The organism is Streptomyces sp. NPDC051555 (assembly GCF_044454405.1).
Classification (GTDB): domain Bacteria; phylum Actinomycetota; class Actinomycetes; order Streptomycetales; family Streptomycetaceae; genus Streptomyces.
In genome coordinates this window covers 1-17,630 of sequence record NZ_JBITDP010000010.1, presented here as the reverse complement: position 1 = coordinate 17,630, position 17,630 = coordinate 1, and the positions used below count along the sequence as shown (strand labels likewise).

General features: G+C 70.3%; 18 protein-coding genes. 9 read left to right on the top strand and 9 right to left on the bottom strand.

What is annotated here, in order from left to right; all coding sequences use genetic code 11:
• Positions 1-12 precede the first annotated feature (12 nt).
• Entirely contained in the window at positions 13-1,230 is a 1,218-nt protein-coding gene (locus ACIBEA_RS21145; RefSeq protein WP_399263049.1) for a PucR family transcriptional regulator, read from the top strand.
• Between the two features lie 19 nt (positions 1,231-1,249).
• Here ACIBEA_RS21145 and ACIBEA_RS21140 read toward each other — a convergent pair whose 3' ends face one another.
• The 6 genes from ACIBEA_RS21140 to ACIBEA_RS21115 form a co-directional block, all read right to left on the bottom strand.
• Positions 1,250-1,729 (bottom strand): iron chaperone, encoded by a 480-nt coding sequence (locus ACIBEA_RS21140; protein WP_399263047.1) that lies wholly within the window; start codon positions 1,727-1,729, stop codon positions 1,250-1,252.
• 54 nt (positions 1,730-1,783) lie between these two features.
• Positions 1,784-2,428: a glyoxalase gene (locus ACIBEA_RS21135; protein ID WP_399263045.1), complete on the bottom strand. Its 645-nt coding sequence runs from the start codon at positions 2,426-2,428 to the stop codon at positions 1,784-1,786.
• The gene (locus tag ACIBEA_RS21130) at positions 2,428-2,901 is read right to left on the bottom strand and encodes a helix-turn-helix transcriptional regulator (RefSeq protein WP_399263043.1); all 474 of its coding nucleotides are present in this window, start codon (positions 2,899-2,901) and stop codon (positions 2,428-2,430) included. The genes ACIBEA_RS21135 and ACIBEA_RS21130 overlap by 1 nt, the downstream gene beginning before the upstream one ends.
• A 36-nt stretch (positions 2,902-2,937) precedes the next feature.
• The gene (locus tag ACIBEA_RS21125) at positions 2,938-3,348 is read right to left on the bottom strand and encodes a VOC family protein (protein ID WP_399263041.1); all 411 of its coding nucleotides are present in this window, start codon (positions 3,346-3,348) and stop codon (positions 2,938-2,940) included.
• 111 nt (positions 3,349-3,459) lie between these two features.
• Positions 3,460-4,236 (bottom strand): SGNH/GDSL hydrolase family protein, encoded by a 777-nt coding sequence (locus ACIBEA_RS21120; RefSeq protein ID WP_399263039.1) that lies wholly within the window; start codon positions 4,234-4,236, stop codon positions 3,460-3,462.
• A complete protein-coding gene (locus ACIBEA_RS21115; RefSeq protein WP_399263445.1) occupies positions 4,229-4,792 on the bottom strand; it encodes a PadR family transcriptional regulator in 564 nt (187 codons plus the stop codon). Before ACIBEA_RS21115 ends, ACIBEA_RS21120 begins: the two co-directional genes overlap by 8 nt.
• 117 nt (positions 4,793-4,909) lie before the next feature.
• Between ACIBEA_RS21115 and ACIBEA_RS21110 the strand changes: the two genes are divergently transcribed.
• The gene (locus tag ACIBEA_RS21110; protein WP_399263037.1) at positions 4,910-5,398 is read left to right on the top strand and encodes a nuclear transport factor 2 family protein; all 489 of its coding nucleotides are present in this window, start codon (positions 4,910-4,912) and stop codon (positions 5,396-5,398) included.
• Between the two features lie 9 nt (positions 5,399-5,407).
• Here ACIBEA_RS21110 and ACIBEA_RS21105 read toward each other — a convergent pair whose 3' ends face one another.
• The gene (locus tag ACIBEA_RS21105; RefSeq protein ID WP_399263035.1) at positions 5,408-5,947 is read right to left on the bottom strand and encodes a PadR family transcriptional regulator; all 540 of its coding nucleotides are present in this window, start codon (positions 5,945-5,947) and stop codon (positions 5,408-5,410) included.
• Between the two features lie 147 nt (positions 5,948-6,094).
• Here ACIBEA_RS21105 and ACIBEA_RS21100 point away from each other — a divergent pair, with 147 nt between their 5' ends.
• From ACIBEA_RS21100 to ACIBEA_RS21070, 7 genes are all read left to right on the top strand, one after another.
• Entirely contained in the window at positions 6,095-6,676 is a 582-nt protein-coding gene (locus ACIBEA_RS21100; RefSeq protein ID WP_399263033.1) for a hypothetical protein, read from the top strand.
• Between the two features lie 104 nt (positions 6,677-6,780).
• Positions 6,781-8,751, top strand: coding sequence for a bifunctional metallophosphatase/5'-nucleotidase (locus tag ACIBEA_RS21095; protein ID WP_399263031.1), 1,971 nt, complete (start codon positions 6,781-6,783; stop codon positions 8,749-8,751).
• A gap of 153 nt (positions 8,752-8,904) precedes the next feature.
• The gene (locus ACIBEA_RS21090) at positions 8,905-9,390 is read left to right on the top strand and encodes a lamin tail domain-containing protein (protein ID WP_399263029.1); all 486 of its coding nucleotides are present in this window, start codon (positions 8,905-8,907) and stop codon (positions 9,388-9,390) included.
• Positions 9,391-10,831: 1,441 nt separating this feature from the next.
• Positions 10,832-14,191, top strand: a complete 3,360-nt coding sequence (locus ACIBEA_RS21085; protein WP_399263027.1) for a hypothetical protein — start codon at positions 10,832-10,834, stop codon at positions 14,189-14,191.
• Positions 14,192-14,478: 287 nt separating this feature from the next.
• A complete protein-coding gene (locus tag ACIBEA_RS21080; protein WP_399263025.1) occupies positions 14,479-14,964 on the top strand; it encodes a phospholipase in 486 nt (161 codons plus the stop codon).
• Positions 14,965-15,087: 123 nt separating this feature from the next.
• Positions 15,088-15,768, top strand: a complete 681-nt coding sequence (locus ACIBEA_RS21075) for a hypothetical protein (protein ID WP_399263023.1) — start codon at positions 15,088-15,090, stop codon at positions 15,766-15,768.
• 156 nt (positions 15,769-15,924) lie between these two features.
• Complete coding sequence (locus ACIBEA_RS21070; protein WP_399263021.1) at positions 15,925-16,425, top strand: DUF1772 domain-containing protein; 501 nt, start codon at positions 15,925-15,927, stop codon at positions 16,423-16,425.
• Between the two features lie 98 nt (positions 16,426-16,523).
• Here the strand turns inward: ACIBEA_RS21070 and ACIBEA_RS21065 are convergent, their stop codons facing one another.
• Together ACIBEA_RS21065 and ACIBEA_RS21060 are read right to left on the bottom strand one after the other, a co-directional pair.
• On the bottom strand, positions 16,524-17,204 hold the full coding sequence (locus tag ACIBEA_RS21065) for a DUF1772 domain-containing protein (RefSeq protein ID WP_399263019.1): 681 nt from the start codon (positions 17,202-17,204) through the stop codon (positions 16,524-16,526).
• A gap of 173 nt (positions 17,205-17,377) precedes the next feature.
• Positions 17,378-17,630 (bottom strand): adenosylhomocysteinase (locus ACIBEA_RS21060; RefSeq protein WP_399263017.1); only part of this gene is annotated, 253 nt, incomplete at its 5' end.

The window sequence follows — 17,630 nt, the reverse complement described above, 5'->3', positions numbered from 1 at the left end:
GACAATGCGCGCATGGACGAGGCCGGATTCACCGCCGTACTGCTGCCCAGGGTCGGGGAGATCGCCGCGGCGACCGTCGCCCACCTGACCGCCGAGATACCCGCCTACCGGCTGCTGCCCGACAGCGTCATCGCCGGGGACCTGCTCGCCAACACCGAAGCCGTGCTGCGGCTCTTCCTCGTCACCCTCGCCGAAGGCCGGCTCCCGGCCGCGCCGGAGCTGGCCGCGCCGGTCGCGTGGGGCGCCGAGCGGGCGCGCGACGGAGTGCCGCTGGAGGCGGTGCTGCGGGTGTACTCGCTGGGCGCGGGCGAGGCCTGGAAGCTGGCGCTGGCCGCGGCGGCCGGCGCGGACACCGGGGTGGATCCGTACCTACTGGGGACCCGGCTGCTCGGCTTCCTCGGCGAGGTGATGCCGAAGGTGGCCGCGGCGTACGTGCGCGAACAGGCGGACCTGGACTGGGAGCAGCGCGAGCACGGCCGGAACCTGGCCGACGTCCTGCTCGCCGGGCGTCCGGCCCGCCGGGCGGCGGAGCGGTACGGGCGCACGCTCGCGGAGCGCTACGACGTGGTGGTCTTCCGGCTGCCCGACGCCCCGGGCGGCGCCGCCGCGGGCGTGTTGCGCGCCGTACGGAGCGAGCTCGACCGCGACCCGGAGGTGCTGGCCACGCTCAAGGGCGAGGGCGGCGTGCTGCTCGTACCGCTGGCGCAGGACGGCGGGGGCGGCGGGGACGGGGCGGCGCGGCGCGGCAAGGGGCAGTCGCCGCCGTGCGCGGCGCGCCGACTGCTCGCGCGGCTCGACGCGGCGACCGGGCTGCCCTGCATCGCGGCGGCCGCCACCGCGCGGGAACACGCGGCGGTCGAGCGGGCGCACACGGAGGCCGGCGAGGTGCTCGCGCTGGCCGAGGCCCTGGGGCGCTCCCCCGGTCTGTACCGGCTCGCCGACCTGGCCGTGGAGTACCAGCTCGTCCAGCCGGGACCGGCCCGCGACGCCCTGGCCCGGACCCTGGAGCCGCTGGCGGACCAACCCCATCTGCTGGAGACCCTGCGGGAGTTCATCGCGGCGGGCTACCGGCGCGCGGAGGCCGCGGACGCCCTGACCGTGCACCGCAACACCCTGACCTACCGCCTGGGCCGGATCCACCTGCTGACCGGCCACGACGCCACCGACCCGACCGACGCCCGCAGACTGGCGGCCGCCCTGACGGCCCACGACGCGGCGCGCGGGGCGTAAGGGGTGGCCGGCCCGCCGCTCAGCCCACCGCCTTCTTGACGAGCGCGCCGATCCGCTCCTCGTCGGCCGCGGTCAGTTCCCGTACGGCGTAGGACGTCGCCCACACGGCGCCGTCGTCGAGTGCCGCCTGGTCGCTGAAGCCGAGCGTGGCGTAGCGCGACTTGAACTTGTCCGCGCTCTGGAAGTGGCAGACGACCTTGCCGTCCCTGGCGTACGCGGGCATCCCGTACCAGAGCTTGGGCGCGAGGTCCGGAGCGGCGGTCGTGACGATCGCGTGGATCCGCTCGGCGAGGACGCGGTCGGTCTCCGTCATCTCGGCGATCTTCGCGAGCACGTCCCGCTCCTCCGCAGCCGCCTTCTCCGCCCGGGACGAGCCGCGCCGGGCCGCCGCCTTCTTCTCCTCGCGTGCGTGGTCCTTCATCGCGGCCCGCTCCTCGGCGGTGAACCCGTCGTACTTCTCGGTGGTGGTGGAGGCGTTGGAGGCGTTGGCAGAGGGCATGACGGTTCCTCTCGTACGGGGGGCAGGGCAAGCGGGGGGGGGAGGGGTGGCCGACTACGCGGCGGCCTCCCAGACGAAGCCGTCCGGGTCGGTGCAGGCGTCGGCGGTGCTGCCGAGGACGAGGCGGTGCGAGCCGGTGCCGTCGACGGGGACGCCGACCTCCTTGGCCAGCGCCCGGCGCTTGTACAGCGCCATCTTGACCGGGTGGGACGGGCCGGCGGCGAACTCGACGTACTTGCCGCCGAAGCTCTTGACCACGGTCAGGCCCCGGTCGACGTAGAACTGCTTGGTGGCCTTCACGGCCTCGACGCCGACCAGCAGGACGATCTCGTCGATCTCGCGGGTGGCGGGGCCGTTGTCCTTCTTCTCCGAGGTCGCGATCTTCCAGATCGTCCCGTCCGGTGCCTGGACGACACCGCTGTAGCCCCACAGCGACTTCGCGGCGGGCTTCAGCACCGTGGCGCCGGCGGCCACGGCGGCGCCGACGAAGCCGTCGACGGTGGCCGGCCCGGACACCGTGAGCGCCAGGGTGAAGCCGCGGAATCCGGTGGAGTGCGCGTCGGACGCCCGCAGGTGGACGTACGCGTCCACGCCGAAGGCGCTGTAGAAGCGGCGGGCGGCCTTGGGGTCGGCCACCTCGAGGGTGACGGACGTGACGGACGTGAGGGCTGCGGTGGAAGCGGTGGTTGCCATGACCATCACGCTAGGGCTCGGGAGGCCGCCGGGGCTTCTCGAATCCTGACCGATCCCCGGACCTGCTTCGACACGCACGCCGGCACCCCCTCCAGCTCGATCCCCGACCCCTCCCCCTGGCGCCGGAAGTCCCCGGGCGGCATGCCGACCAGCTCGGTGAAGCGGGCGGTGAAGGTGCCCGGTGAGCAGCCGCCGACCGCGGAGCGGACCTCGGCGACGGTGAGGTCGCCCCGGCGCAGCAGCGCGGTCGCCCGCTCGATGCGCCGCGTCATCAGGTACGCGTACGGCGACTGGCCGTAGGCGTCCCGGAACAGCCGGCTCATCTGCCCCGCGGCCAGGTGCACGTCGTGGGCCAGCGCCTCCACGTCCAGCGGTCGCTCGTACTCCCTGTCGATCCGGTCGCGGACGCGGCGCAGCCGCGCGAAGTCGGCCAGGCGCTGCGCCTCGACGCGCGCGCGCCGCCATTCGGACGTGCACATGGGAACCCTTCCCTGAGTCGGTGGCCGCGCGGCTGCTCAGCGCAGTTGCTGGACGCGGACGAGGTTGCCCGCGGGGTCGCGGAACGCGCAGTCGCGGATGCCGTACGGCTGGTCGGTCGGCTCCTGGACGACCTCGGCGTCGCCGGCCTGCACCTTCTCGAACAGGGCGTCGAGGTTCGGGGTGGCCAACAGGATCCAGCCGTAGGTGCCCTTGGCCATCATCTCGGTGATCGTGCGGCGCTCGGCCTCGGTGATCCCGGGGTCGACGGCGGGCGGCGCCAGGAGGATCGACGTGCCCGGCTGACCGACCGGGCCGACCGTGATCCAGCGCATCCGGCCCTGCCCGACGTCGCTGCGGACCTCGAAGCCGAGGACGTCGCGGTAGAAGGCGAGCGACGCGTCCGGGTCGTCGTGCGGGAGGGAGGTCGTGTGAATGGTGATGTCCATGGTGGGCAGGCTAGGGCCGCACCGCGCGGGACGCTTCTCGATTCCTGACGGATTCGGCGCTCGACCAGGTCGCCCCCGCTCGCGCCCGCTCGCGCCCGCTCGGGTGCCGGACTAGGCCGCCGGGGACACCGGGAGGAGGGCGGGGCGCTTCGCGGTGCGGTCCGTGCCGGAGGAGCGGCCGCGGACGCGGCGGGCGAGCCACGGGCTCAAGAAGGCGTTGGCCCAGCGCAGTTCGCCGGCCACCGTGCGGGGAGCCGCTCCGGGGCCCGGCAGGGGGCGGGTCCAGGAGTCGTCGGCGCCGGGTAGGCCGAGGGCGTGGGCCACGGAGGCGGCGATGAGCGCGTGGCCGCGCGGGCTCGCGTGCAGCCGGTCCTCGCTCCACAACCGGGGATCGGTCACCACGGGATGCCGTGCGGTGTCGGCGAGGGCCACCCCGTGCCGGTCGGCGGCCAGCCGGATCCGGGCGTTGAGGGCGGTGACGCGGGAGCCGAGCGGGCGGGCGAGCGGGACGAGCCGGCCTATGTCGGGGAAGGTGACGGTCGCGACGCGGGCGCCCGCACCGGTGAGCGCCGCGAACATGGCCTCCAGGTGAGCGGCGGTCTCGTCCGGGTCGAAACGGGGCCGCAGCAGGTCGTTGACCCCGGCGACGACCGTGGCGAGGTCGGGGCACAGCGCGAGGGCGGGCGCCAACTGCCCCTCCCTGACCTGGCCCGCGAGGCGGCCGCGCACGGCGAGGTTGGCGTAGAGGACGCCGGGGTGGTGCAGGACCAGTCGCTCGGCGAGGCGGTCGGCGCAGCCGCGCAGGCCGGTGGTGTCGTCGCCGTCGCCGAGCCCTTCGGTCTGGCTGTCGCCGAGCGCCACGTAGCGCAGGGGGGATGCCTCAGCCATGGTCGGGCCGCCTTTCGCGCAGGACCGTGATGGTGCGCTCGTACCAGTCCCGGTTGGCGCGCTCGAAGTCGAGGCCGCGCAGGCAGGTCAGGTACGGGCCGATGCGCTCGCCGTGGCGCAGGAACTCCTCCTCGGTGCGCTCGCCGCGCATCTTCCACAGCATCGCCTCGAAGAGCTCGATCTTGGCGGCGGCGAAGATGGCCCGCTCGGCGAGCTGGGTGATCAGTGCCCCGGCGTCGACGTGGTCGGCGGCCTGGACCTTGACGACGAGGTCGTCGCGCATGAAGGACGGCTTGGTGGCGGCGGCCGTGAAGCGGTCCAGCTCGGCGAGACCGACGGGGGTGACCCGGAACAGCCGCTTGTTGGGGCGGGTGTCCTGGACGACCTCGCGGCCCGCGATCAGGCCCTCTTGCTCCAGCTTGGCGAGTTCGACGTAGAGCTGCTGGGGCAGGGCGTGCCAGAAGTTGGCCACGCCCATGTCGAACGCCTTGGCCAGCTGGTAGCCGCTCAGTTCCTCGTCGAGCAGCGCCGCCAGTACGGCGTGGCGCAGTGCCATCGTGCTGCCGCCCCCTTCCTCCGTCACGAACCTCTGGTCATGGAGCATGACCCTGCGCCATCATAGTCAAGAAATTGAGTAATCATATTCGTGAGTACTGAGTACTGAGGAGACGCAATGAGCACGAGTACGAGTGCGACTACGGGCGCCAGCGCCAGCGCCAGCGCCGCTGGCACCGTGGACCGTTTCCGCTCCGCCGTCGACCGCCGCGACCTGGCCGCCTTGGAGGACCTGTTCACCGAGGACGTGCGGCTCTACAGCCCGGTGAAGTTCACCCCGTTCGAGGGTCGACCGATGGTGCTGGGGCTCTTCGGGGTGCTGCTGCGGACCTTCGAGGACTTCCGTTACGTCGGGCGGCTCGACGGAGCCGGCGAGATGAGCGTCGACGGGTCCGGGGCCCCGGCGGCGGTCCTGGTCTTCCGGGCCACCGTGGAGGGCAAGGAGATCCACGGGATCGACCTGGTGCACCTGGACGAGCAGGACCGGATCAAGGAGTTCACCGTGATGGTCCGGCCGCAGTCGGCGGTGCAGACGCTGGGGCGGGCCGTACTGGCGGGCCTGGTGGCGGACGGCCTCGCCCCGGACCCGGCCGCCGCCGCCCACTGACGACTCCCCTCAGGCCCCCGGGGTCGGGCCGGGGGCCTGGGGGATCTGGTCCAGGGCCCAGCGGGCCCACTCCCGCTTCGCCTCGGCGTCGCGCAGCCCGTACTCCAGGACCAGGCGGCCGGAGAGCGCGAGCGGGTGGCCCGTCCACTCGCGCCCGTCGCGCAACCGCTCCAGTTGTTCGCGCTGTTCGGCCTCGGCGGCCTCCATCCGGGCGAGGTGCTCGCGGGCCTGCTGGGGCGGCAGCAGGCCGAGGAAGAAGACGCGCAGCATGGCGTCGCTGCGCAGCGGCTGGGGCGGGGCGGGGGTGGTCAGCCAGCGCTCCAGTTCGGCCCGGCCCTCGGGGCGCAGCGTGTATTCCTTGCGGCCCCGGGGGCCCTCGGCCGAGACGTCGATGAGGTCGGCGTCGGTCATCCGGGTCAGCTCCCCGTAGACCTGGCTCTGGGTGGCCTTCCAGACGTTGGCGAGCGTGGTGTCGAACAACTTCATCAGGTCGTACCCGCTGGAGGGGCGGTCGGTCAGCAGGCCGAGGAGTGCGTGTCGGAGGCTCATACCCCTGACTCTACATTCCACTATTGACAGGTCACAAGCTGACCTTCTACTTTTGACCTGTCAGGCCAGGAAGGCGGGCCGGCAACCGCCCCTCACAAAGCCCCTCACATGGCCCCTCGCAAGCCCCTCACGAGAAGAGACCCGACCATGAAGTCCAACCCGCTCGTCAGCTTCCTCCCCTGGATCGCCTTCTCCGAGGCGGCGGGCAGCGGACTCGCGCCGCAGTGGTCGGCGGCCCTCGCCGCGCTGGTGTCCCTGGCCATCGCGAGCCCGGCGCTGGTGCGCGGCAAGGTGATGCTGCTGGACGCGATGGGCGTGGTGACCTTCGCGGCGCTCTCGGCGGTGGCCTGGCTGGGCGGCTCCGGCGCCGAGGCGTTCGTGACCGACTACGGCCGGACCGTCGCGACCGCCTTACTGGCGGTGCTGATCTTCCTGACGCTCCCCTTCATGCCCTTCACCGAGCAGTACGCCCGCCAGGAGGTCCCGAAGGCCGCCTGGAACTCGCCCGTCTTCAAGAAGACGAACCGGCTGTTCTCCGCCGCGTGGGGCGGCGTGTTCGCCCTGATGACCGTCGCCCACCTGATCGCCCTCGCGGCCCCCGCCAACGGCGACCTGAACTGGATCTGCAACTGGGGCGTGCCGATCGCCTCCGTCGTCCTGATGTTCAAGTTCATGAAGCGCTACCGCACCGAGCACTCCCCCGCCCAGGGCACCCCCACCGGCGCCTGACGGCCACCCCCACCGGTGCGTGACGGCCACCCCCGCCACGCGTTGAGCGGAGGGACGGCGGGCGGTGCCGGTCGGGATCGTGTCGGTCGGAGGGGGACGGGGCGATGGCGAGCGCGGGTCTGGGCAGGCGGCGGTTCCTGACGGCGGCCGGGGCGGTGGGGGTCAAAGCGCTCACCGGGACGGCGGTCGCGGGCAGCGCGGCGGGGCTCGACGCCACCAGCGCGGCCGGCTACGTCGACGTACAGCTGCTCAACATCACTGATCTGCACGGGTATCTGAGCGCGCCCCCGGCCCGGGACGCGGTGATCGCGGGGGCTGACGGGGCGACGTACACCGTCGGCGGGGTCGCCTACATGGCCACCCATCTGGAGCGGCTGCGGGCCGGTCGGACGAACTCCTTCTTCTTCGCCCCGGGCGACCTGTTCTCGGGGTGGGAGTTTCCCGCCTTCAGCCTGTCGGACGAGCCGACCATCGAGGCGCTGAACCGGCTGGGCCTGGACTTCGCGACCGCCGGGAACCACGAGTTCGACCGCACGCCCGGCTTCCTGACGCAGCACATGGAGCGGGGCGCGGGTGCCGGGCTCGACGGGGCCGGGGTCACCCACAGCTTCCCCGACTCGGCCGGACTGCCCTTCCACGGCGCCGACTTCCGCTACTACAGCGCGAACGTGACGACCGGCCGGGACGACGGGAGCGGCACGGAAGGGGTCGCCGTACTGCCCCCGTACAACATCGAGTGGGTGGACGCGCCGGGCGGCCTGCGCCTGCCCGTCGGCTTCATCCACCTGACGGCGCTCGGCACCGAGGGGTTCCCGAACTCCTACCAGCCCGGGCTGCGGACCTCGGACGAGGTGGCCGCGGCCGACCGGTGCGCGGCGCTGCTGAAGGCGCAGGGGGTCAACGCGATCGTGCTGAGCATGCACGACGGGGCGGTGGCCGGGGACGCCTTCGACGCGGGGACCGCGCCGAGCGGTCCGGCGTACGAGCTGGCGCTGCGGGTGTCGGCGGACATCGACGCGATCGTCACCGGGCACTGGCACCGGGCCTTCACGATGATGCTGCCGGACCCGACCGGGCGGATGCGGCCCTTCGTGGAGGCGGGCTGTCACGGGCAGATCGTCAACGAGATCACCCTGCGGCTCGATCCGACGACGGGCGCGGTGGTGCGCGAGCTGACCACCTCGACCAACCACCCCAACACCCGGGACGTGCCCGCCCATCCGGGCCTGCGGGACGTGGTGGACCACTGGACCGGGTACGCGCGCGAACGCGCCGGCCGGACCATCGGGCGCCAGCGGACCCCCTTCCAACGCCGGCTCTCGGCGGTCGGAGAGAGCACCATGGGGAACCTGGTGGCCGATTGGGCGCTGTGGGCGGCCGCGCAGGCGCCCGACCCCTTCGACACGAGCCCGCGGCCCGATCCCGCGCCCGCGCCCGCGGAGCTGGCGCTGATCGCGCTCGCGCCGCGGCTGGGCCGCAGCGTCATCAACACCGACCTGGTGGCGGCGCCCGGCGAGGACGCGGTCACCTTCGAACGGGCCTGGCGGGCGGTGGGGTACGGGAACCCGCTGGTCACGGCATCGGTCAGCGGGGCGCAGGTGCACGACGTGCTGGAGCAGCAGTGGGCGGTGGACGCGCGGGGCACCCTGACCTACGCGCCGCTCGCGGTGTCCGCCAACGTCCGCTGCTCCTTCGACCCGGCGGGGCCCGCCGGGGACCGGGTCGCGCCCGCCGACGTCCTGGTCGGGGGCGTGGCGCTGCGGCCGGAGGGGGTGTACCGGGTGGTGACCACGTCGTACACGCTGACCGGGCAGGACGGTTACCCGGCGCTGGCCGGCTTCCGGGAACCGGTGCGCCACCGGCGGGACGTGGAGAGCTTCCCCGCGTACGTCGCCGCGCTCGGCACCTTGGAGGCCGCCCCGACGGGCCGGGTCACCGCGAAGGGCGGGGCCGCGATGCAACCGGGGCGGGCGGGAGCGCTGGTGCCGCTCGACGCACCGGTGACGGAACTCCCGGCCCCGGTCGCGGCAATGGAGGAAGCCGCCCGCGACACGGGCCGCCGCCCGGTCTGCTGAGCCAAGCCCAATAAGCGCTTTATCATAGGATATTGGCTATTTGTCCCGATTCAGTAATCTTGGGCGTTTTGCTAGAAAACGCCTGGCCGGCACGACAGAGTGTGGTTCCCGGCAGCAAGCCGGGGACCCGCACGTCCTTGAGGTGACAGCTCCATGTCTGCTTCTCTCATCACCCGCCGCGCCCTCGCGACCGTCGTGGCCTCCGTCGCCGTCGTCGGCGCCGCCGCCCTCCCGGCCGCGGCCGCCGCCGGTGGTAACGACCACGACCGCGGCCACAGCACGGGCAAGCACTCCACCGTCATGATCGGCAAGGTGCAGTACGACAGCCCCGGGCGCGACGACCGCTCCAACCGCAGCCTCAACGGCGAGTGGGTCGAGGTGAAGAACACCGGCAAGAAGCCCGTCAACCTGCGCGGTTACACCCTCGCGGACAGGCAGGGCCACACCTACCGCTTCCACAACCTGACGCTCGCCGGCCACTCCAGCGTCAAGGTGCACACGGGCAAGGGCAATAACACGGCCCACGACGTCTACCAGAACCGCACCGACTACGTCTGGGACAAGCGCGACGCGGCCACCCTGCGCAACGACCACAAGCGCATCCTCGACAGCCAGTCCTGGGGCAAGAAGGGCCGCTAGGACCTGTTCGGGCGGCGACGACCTCCTGCGGTCCGTGCGATGAGCTCGCGGATCAAGACCTCTCCGGGGCCGCGGTTCTCCTCACAGCGGGCGAGGTCGTCGGGCCCGAACCAGTCGTAGCAGAGCACTTGGGCCACCCCAGCAGGGGTGGCCCAAGTCGCTGTCGGCCACCGGCCCCCGCGTCCCGGAACAGCCGGGACAGCCCCGCGTCCAGGCGCCCGCCCGCGCGGGCGGCATGCAGCAGAACGTGCGCACGCGAGGTCTGGGACACCGAATCCGGCGTCACCTTCGGCACGAACGTGTAAGTCGACCTGGTCGAGCCGCCGAAGAGCAACCTCATGACGGACGACGCCTCATGGCAGATGCGGGGCGGCCGCCCCACCGCTCTCTCCGACTCGCAGCGCGTCCAGCTTCTCCCGGACCGTCACTGACGCTGTCATGGTCCCGCGGCGGTGCGGGCCGGCAGGCAGGCCGCATGGCGGGCGCGGCCGACGAGTTTCTCCAGCGCGACGGTGGCACACTTCCGCCGGACGCGATGGCCATTCTCAAGGCACTGCGTGAACTGAGCAACGGGAATGGGGTGCTGCGGCGCCTGCGCGCGCGGGGGACGACGAGGACTTCAAACAGCTCTCGGATCGACGGAAGTCCGCGCTGGCACAGGAGGAGGCCGTGAGAATCCTCGATACCCGGTCACCCGACGAATTTCGACAGAAGCTGACCCGGCTGGCTCGCGCAGTCCTGGTCCTGCGCTACACCCGATCCCGCTGAACCAGTTCCGGATGCTTGGACCGTCAGCATCACCCACGGGCGCCTTTCCTATCGCTCTCCATTCCGAACAAGGTCTTTTGCTGTGCGGAGTATTCAGCCCTGTGATTGTGAGACGCGTTCGGTATAGCGGCTCCTTCCGATGGCAGGCCTCACACGGTCTGACAACGCGCCAACGCAGCTCGCCGCCAGCACACGATTAGCCCCCAGCCAACCAGCACAACGGGTCCCGCTGTCGCGTCAGAAGAGGATAAGAGGCCGCCAAAGGGAGATGGCCGTAGCATTCAGCTACGCAGCTCCCAGGCGACCGTAGAGGAACCGCATTGTCGGGGCTTACATCAGAAGAGGATCACCGAGCGCGGGTGTCGAATGTGGCACACCGTCAGATAAGTCGGCAGTCCTTCGGTGTAGTAACTGGTCTCCTCTCTTTTTGGATAAGGTGCCATGGCACAGGTGCTGGAACTGTTTCAGCCCGAGCACCTGAGCTGACTGAGCGCATCGACCAACAGAAAGCCTCCCGACTCTGATGACGATCGGACCCCTCGCGCCCGAGCCCACCCGGAAGAAGTCTCCCTCCAGTGGCCCTGCCCTGACCAGAGAAAGCAAAGGGGAACAGCAGCCCGGCGGTGGGGCATTTTCTGCCGCACCGCATAGCGAGGGATTTCCTCCCAGCTCGTTGGACGACGACCTGATACGGCTGAGATGGCGGACCGCGGATGAAGACGAGCTGTGCCGGCGTCGGCGTCTGGTGATGCGGGAGTTCGCCGAGGGCCATCCGATCCATCTCCTGCCGGTCAGCCCGGACATGGATCGGGTGGTCAAGGTGCTGCAACGCCTGCCGGAGGAACAGAGAGCCGAATTCCTGCGGGCTCTGCGCCGGCGGGAGTACCTGGTCACGGGTGAACTGTGGGGGGCCAGACTGCCCGACAGATCTCATCTGCTGCACCGGCTGCCGCACTCGCCGCCGGTGGCCGCTGTGGAAAAGCTTCTCGATCAATTGCCAGAAGGGGAGAAGGAAGCCTTCATCGAGGACCTGCGGGTTCGGGAGTATGTGGTTACCGGTGAGGCATGGGAGCCTTCCTTCTTCGTGGCGGAGTTCTCGTGGTGGAATTTCGAGGGCGTCAGGTCCCCCGCAGGCGGCAAGACCACGGGGAAGGAAGCTGACCGGCGGCGGCGCGTTGTGAATGATCGCCTGTTCGATGCGGGCCATCCACTGCACCGTCTGCCGCGGCGGCCCGACCCGGACCAAGTGGCGCGGATCCTGGGCGACCTTGCAGAACAGGACAAACAGGAGTTCCTTGACGACTTGTGTCTGCGGGAGGTCCTGGTCACCGGCACCACCCCGAAGTTCTCGGGCGAGATGAGGCAGCTCCTGCCCGACTACCTGCCCGAGGACTCATGGAACTTCCTGCACCGACTTGCGGCTCGACGAGGTTTCCAGCCCCAGGCGACATGGGGCTGGAACCACTACCTCTCGCTCATCCTCGACGCCCAGCAGGACCTCGAACGCGTCGGCGTAGGTCTTCATCAGATAGCAGCACTTGCCGGCTGCCCTCCGGTGACCCCTGTGGCCACATCGGCCGCCCGACGCGACGACCTTGCAATCCGCTCCCGCTCCGAGGCCGCTGACCAGGCCCACACCCATCGGGAGCTCAAGAAGTGGGGAGCCAGGGCCGACGCCTCGTCCATCGCATCCCGGCAAGCCGGCGAGCAGTCCAAGGACCCCGCGCGCCCACCGGGCGAACGCGAAGACCTGCACAACAAGAGCGTCCAGTCGGCGCTCAAGGCCAAGAGGGCAACGGAGAAGGCCAAGCTGGCCGCGGCCACCCTCGGGCCCCTACCGTATGGCCTGCTCAGCCTTGCTCCGTCGACTCCAACGGCCCACGGGCCCGCCGCCCCCACCACAGCCCCCACCACGACCACCGCTCCCACCTCCGACCTCCCAACAGCCCTGCTCCACGAGCCCGTTACGTCGGCAGCAACCGGAATAGAATGCTCCGCCCTGGCTGCGCTGACGCACTGGGCTACGAAGTCCCCCCTCACCTCCGCGAGTTCGTATGTTCTGTGCTCGCTCGGCCTGACCCCTTCAGACGCGGCAAAATTGCCTCACATCAAGTGGAAGGGCATCGACCTCAATCTTGCGAACATGCAGGAAATAGATGTCGATCTGGGGAAGGGCGGGGTCATCGCGATCGCGAACGACTGGGGGAACTCCACGCGGACGGTGCGGCGCAAGAAAGGTCTGGAGATCCTTGCCGACGCCACCATCCCGTGGCACGGAGAGCTCTCCGGGTTGAGCGAGGCGATCGAGAAGCGGAACATCCCCGAAGCCTTCTACCAGATCAGCAAGGGTTTGCTCGTTCCGGTCGGGATCGCAGTGCCCTGGCTCGGCTGGGGGTTGGCGATCTTCGATATCGTCAAGGAGCAGGTGACCAGCAGGATTCTCAAAATCCTGGACCGGGAGGCGAAGGATCGTCAGTACGACGCGGCGGGCGCCACCACCATGAGTCGCCTCACCCGAATAATGGAATACGAGATCACCCAGGTCGCACTGTTGGAGCTCGAGAATTCCGGGACCACGCCCTCTTTCGTTGAAGACGTCGGTCGCAAGCTGGAGAAGGTCGGATGGTACTTCGCCCAGCAGGTGACTGATCTGGAGGCCGAGCTGTGGTACATCAGGCGGCGGGAAGTCGACGGCCTCACAGAACTGACCGATAGGCAGAAGCTCCTCAACAAGCACCGCATGCAGGAGACCCACAAGGCCTACGTGCAGGCGAAGAGGGACATCAGGCTGATGGTGAACCAGGCCAAGGGACTCGCCACCAGTTCGGTAGCACGCGACCAGTTGGGCGAGTACGGGATACCCCTGCCCTACCCGGAGCCGTTGCCGGATCCACGACCGGGGTTTTCCGTCAAGGAGCGTTTCGTCGTCCCGCACCCGACCGACCCCGACCTGGCCTTGGAGATCTACAACAACGAGAAGGTCTACCGCCTGCGGCGACGCGCCTATGACCGGCCGGATCTGATTCCGGGTGTGGATCTGACCTGCTCATGGGAGCGGGCAGGCGAGGAGTACAAGCTCAACGGCCGCCTCAAAGGTGCCAAGCCTCCTTACCCCCAGCGCACCACCGCGATGGCGGTCCCCCGGGCCGCCTACACATATGGCGGGAAGCTGTACGAGACCCACCAGACCATCTTCTGGGCAGGAGGCAAGAACGAATGGACCGGAGACTGGACTTTCACCTCATACAGCGGAAGCAACCTCGACGACGCCAGGGACCTCGGGCTCACGGCAGAGTCTCGTGATGCGCTGAAGTGGTTCGGCGTCACCAACATGTACCTGGCGCCGGATTCCGGCCACATCATCTACGTCGAGTCGGAACTGCAAATGGAGTATCTCAAGCTGAACATGGCAGATGGGAGCCTCCTCAAGAGAGGCAGACTGGACGATACGACCGACAAGGAAGTTCCCCCGGACGTGCGCACGAAGATGCGCGCCGCGTTCGGCACCGATGTGACGGTCAAGCGCGTCGTCAACGGGGCACCGTCGGCGCCCCTCCAGGACCTGAACCTCATGTACTGCACGAGCACCCCCTGTCTGGAGGACACCGGCGCGATGAAGTTCGCCCGCTACTCCATGCGGGAGGGCCGTCTGCTCTTCACCCGCAACAGTCCCGTGTCGAAAGCCGCCTCCCTCACCGTGCGGAAGATCGAGATTCTCGGCACCGAGGACACCAACGGGGACGAGACGATGGGCCGGATCCAAATCATCGCCCGTCAAGGAACCACGGACCTCGCGAAGGACCTGTGGTCCACCGCCCCGGGCAAGTACATGACGAACATGAAGGCCCCCTACACCCTGCTGGACGAAACGGGGCCCTACCCCTCCCGCCGACGGCGGCGGGTGGATCAGGAGCAGCACCTCCGAGTTCCGCCTGACCATGCATCTGGACGACTTCGATCACGGCGGCTGGTTCCGGAACGTGGACGACCCGCTCTTCCGGGTGGACCAGAAGCTCCCCTCCTCGCCCGGTGAGCACACGATCGAGGTCGCGGGCGCCAACGGGATCAAGACGGGCCGGGCCGCCGCCAGGATCACCTACTACGTCACTCCGTGCGATTGAGGCCGCGGTCCGGATGCGTGCGAGGGACCGGACCTCTGGTGGGCACGGCGCATGCCGGTCCGCGATCTGACGGCCCGTACGCCCCGCGGACACCACGCGCTGTCCAGCCGGACGATGCCCGCCCTTTATCCCAGCCGTACATCCTGAGGACCCGCGCCGCGTTCCCCCCGGCGCGCCCCCCTTCCTCCGGAGGCTCCTGATGCGCCGTAGATTCACCGCCGCGCTCGTTCCCGCCGTCACCGCCGTCACCGCGCTCGTCGCCTTCGCGGGGTCGGCCGCCGCCGCTCCGGCCGACAAGCCGCAGGTGCTGAGCAGTTGGACGCAGACGAGCTCGGCGAGCTACAACGCGTGGCTGTCGGCGCGCGGCAACCAGGGCTCCTGGGCGGCGTACGGGTTCGACTGGTCCACGGACTACTGCTCCTCCTCCCCCGACAATCCGTTCGGGTTCCCCTTCAAGACGGCCTGCGCGCGCCACGACTTCGGCTACCGCAACCACAAGGCGGCGGGCATCTTCGCCGCGAACAAGTCGCGGCTCGACGATGCCCTGTACGCCGACCTCAAGCGGGTCTGCTCCGCCTACTCGGGTGTGAAGAAGGGGTCCTGCGACTCCACGGCGTGGACCTACTACCAGGCGGTGAAGGCCCTCGGCAGCTCACCGGCGGTCGACGGCGGCGCCGCGGCCTGACGCGGCCCCCGCGTCCGACCCCCGCATCCGACCCCCACCGCGCGGAACCGGCGGCCCGTTCGGCACGTCCCTCCCGTGCCGAACCCGCCGACCACCGCCGTGTTCCGAAGGGGGATCGAGACGATGCGCCGCACCACCGCACGCTCCGCCCGCCCGACCGCAGCAACCGCAGCGACCGCCATGGCCGCCGCACTCGCCGCCGCCGCGCTGCTCACCGGCTGCGGGACGACGATCACGACCGGGGACGACCGGGGCGCCCCCGCCTGCCCCGGTCGCGGTCCGGCCACCGGGCAGCCGGCGCCGACCGTCATCGACGGGACGCCCGCCAACACCCCTGAGGGGATGCGCCTTTCGCAGGCCGTCGGGGAGCAGGGCCGGGGCGTCTTCGCCGACGTCTACTCCACCCACGTCACCGACGCGCCGCCCGGCCGGGTGACGCTCTGCGTGACCGACCTGGCCCGGGGCCGCCGCCTGGTCGAGGCCGCGCACCGGGCGGACCCGCAGGCCGATCCGGCCCGCGCCGACCTCTACCTCGCCCGCTTCACGCGCGAGACCCTCGTGGCCGCGAGCCAGCGGATCATCCGCCTGCGCGACGCACTGCCGGTCCACTCCGTCCACCCCAGCCGCGACGCGGGCGGGGTCACCGTGGAAACGAGCGCCGCGGGGGTCGCCTCCGCGGAGTTCAGGTCCCGGCTGGAGCGGGCCGCGGGCGGCGGGGTCCCGGTGACCCTGGTCCTGGGCAGCCCGGCGCAGGCCATGATCGGGGAGGTCCCGCCGCCGGGAACGACCGCGGCTCCGCGGTAGTGCGCGGCGGGCCGGTCCAGGAGGGGCCTCGGTGGGATCGAGGAACGGTCGAGGATCGCTGGATCCTCCCGCCGCCGGGGTGGTCCGCACCCGTATGATCGCCGTGACTTGACGATCTGATGACCTGTCGATGACCACGAGCAGGGGGAAAACCACGTGGAGACAGCCCGTCTGGCCTCGCTCATCGCCGCCACCGTCACCATGGGACTGGTCAGTGGGCTGTTCTACGGCTTCGCCGTCGCGGTGATGCCGGGCCTCAAACGCTGCGACGACCGGACGGTGATCACGGTCATGCAGAAGATCAACGTGGCCATCCTCAACGGCTGGTTCGTCCTCGGCTACATCGGCGCCTTCCTCTTCACCGCGCTGGCCCTGGGTCTGCACGTCCCCTCCGACGGGCACGACCTGCTCGTGCCGCTGATCGGGGCGCTGGCCTGCTACATCCTGTCCATGGGCGTGACGAACCGGGTGAACATCCCGCTGAACAACGCACTGGAGAAGGCCGGCCCGGTCGAGCGGATCGCGGACCCGGGTGCCGTGCGCCGCGCCTTCGAGGGGCCCTGGGCCCGCGCCAACGTGTGGCGGACGCTGCTGTGCACGGCGTCGCTGGGGTTCCTGGCCTGGGCGCTGGTGCTGCACGGAACCGCCACCGCCTGAGGTACGTACGTACCCCCGCGCCGCACGCACCGCACGCACCGCACGCAGGAGTGCCCCGGCCGACGGTCCCGGCCGGGGCACTCCTGCGTGCTGGTCGTTCAGCGGGCGGTCGAACGGGTGGCGCGGCCGAAGAGGACCAGGGCCCGGGACAGGGCCGTGAGCGCGACCGTGCACAGCAGGGTGCGGACGATGTTCGTCGAGACCCAGGTGGTCTTGAACTTCTCGACGATCGAGAAGTCGGTCATCTTCGCGGCGTCGCCGGCGTCCTTGAGCTCGTTGTTCAGCGGGATGTTGACGCTGAAGGTGATCAGGAGGACGACGAAGTAGGCGACGGCCGCCGCCGCCACCCAGATCGCCACGTTGCGACGGCCCTTGCGGAACTCCACGATCGCCGAGACGACGACCGCCACGAGCGCGAGCATGAAGGCCATGCCGAAGACGGGACTGCCGTCGATGACCGAGTTGAAGTTCTGCATCGCCGTGACGTAGGTCCGGTCGTCGGCCTTGGCCAGACCCGGCATCACCGAGACGTCGAAGGCGAAGAACAGACCCGCCATCAGGCCGATGAGGACGGTCGAGACGAGGAGCAGGACGGTGGGGAACTTGCCGCGCTCGCCGGCCGCCGACGGTGCGGCCTGACCGGTGTACCCCTGGGGTGCCTGGTTCGGCTGGTACGGCTGATTCGGCTGGTACGGCTGATTCGGCTGGTACGGCTGATTCGGCTGGTGCGGTGGCTGCTGCTGGTACTGGTTCGGGCTACCGGCCGGATTGGGGTTCATGAATGCGTCCTTCGGTGGTGGTCGGGGAGGTGCCTGCCCTCGGCTCGGACATCCGATCGTGGCATCCCCTGGGACCCCCGGCCATGGCGTTTCCACCGGCCCTTGAGCGTCCTTCAAGGGCCGGTGGCGGATTCTGTTCGGCTGTCCGTACGCCTGTCGCGCGCCCGGAGGGATCAGTAGCGGTAGTGGTCCGGCTTGTACGGGCCGGCCACGTCCACACCGATGTAGGAGGCCTGCTCCGGGCGCAGGGTGGTGAGCCTGACACCGAGGGCGGCGAGGTGGAGGCGGGCGACCTTCTCGTCCAGGTGCTTGGGCAGCACGTAGACGTCGATCGGGTACTCCTCGGGCTTGGTGAAGAGCTCGATCTGGGCCAGGGTCTGGTCCGCGAAGGAGTTCGACATCACGAAGGACGGGTGACCGGTGGCG

Bases quoted from the DNA above. Each gene is read 5' to 3' on its own strand.
- ACIBEA_RS21145 (WP_399263049.1), top strand. From the start codon at position 13: ATGGACGAGGCCGGATTCACCGCCGTACTGCTGCCCAGGGTCGGGGAG.
- ACIBEA_RS21140 (WP_399263047.1), bottom strand. From the start codon at position 1,729: ATGCCCTCTGCCAACGCCTCCAACGCCTCCACCACCACCGAGAAGTAC.
- ACIBEA_RS21135 (WP_399263045.1), bottom strand. From the start codon at position 2,428: ATGGTCATGGCAACCACCGCTTCCACCGCAGCCCTCACGTCCGTCACG.
- ACIBEA_RS21130 (WP_399263043.1), bottom strand. From the start codon at position 2,901: ATGTGCACGTCCGAATGGCGGCGCGCGCGCGTCGAGGCGCAGCGCCTG.
- ACIBEA_RS21125 (WP_399263041.1), bottom strand. From the start codon at position 3,348: ATGGACATCACCATTCACACGACCTCCCTCCCGCACGACGACCCGGAC.
- ACIBEA_RS21120 (WP_399263039.1), bottom strand. From the start codon at position 4,236: ATGGCTGAGGCATCCCCCCTGCGCTACGTGGCGCTCGGCGACAGCCAG.
- ACIBEA_RS21115 (WP_399263445.1), bottom strand. From the start codon at position 4,792: ATGGCACTGCGCCACGCCGTACTGGCGGCGCTGCTCGACGAGGAACTG.
- ACIBEA_RS21110 (WP_399263037.1), top strand. From the start codon at position 4,910: ATGAGCACGAGTACGAGTGCGACTACGGGCGCCAGCGCCAGCGCCAGC.
- ACIBEA_RS21105 (WP_399263035.1), bottom strand. From the start codon at position 5,947: ATGAGCCTCCGACACGCACTCCTCGGCCTGCTGACCGACCGCCCCTCC.
- ACIBEA_RS21100 (WP_399263033.1), top strand. From the start codon at position 6,095: ATGAAGTCCAACCCGCTCGTCAGCTTCCTCCCCTGGATCGCCTTCTCC.
- ACIBEA_RS21095 (WP_399263031.1), top strand. From the start codon at position 6,781: ATGGCGAGCGCGGGTCTGGGCAGGCGGCGGTTCCTGACGGCGGCCGGG.
- ACIBEA_RS21090 (WP_399263029.1), top strand. From the start codon at position 8,905: ATGTCTGCTTCTCTCATCACCCGCCGCGCCCTCGCGACCGTCGTGGCC.
- ACIBEA_RS21080 (WP_399263025.1), top strand. From the start codon at position 14,479: ATGCGCCGTAGATTCACCGCCGCGCTCGTTCCCGCCGTCACCGCCGTC.
- ACIBEA_RS21075 (WP_399263023.1), top strand. From the start codon at position 15,088: ATGCGCCGCACCACCGCACGCTCCGCCCGCCCGACCGCAGCAACCGCA.
- ACIBEA_RS21065 (WP_399263019.1), bottom strand. From the start codon at position 17,204: ATGAACCCCAATCCGGCCGGTAGCCCGAACCAGTACCAGCAGCAGCCA.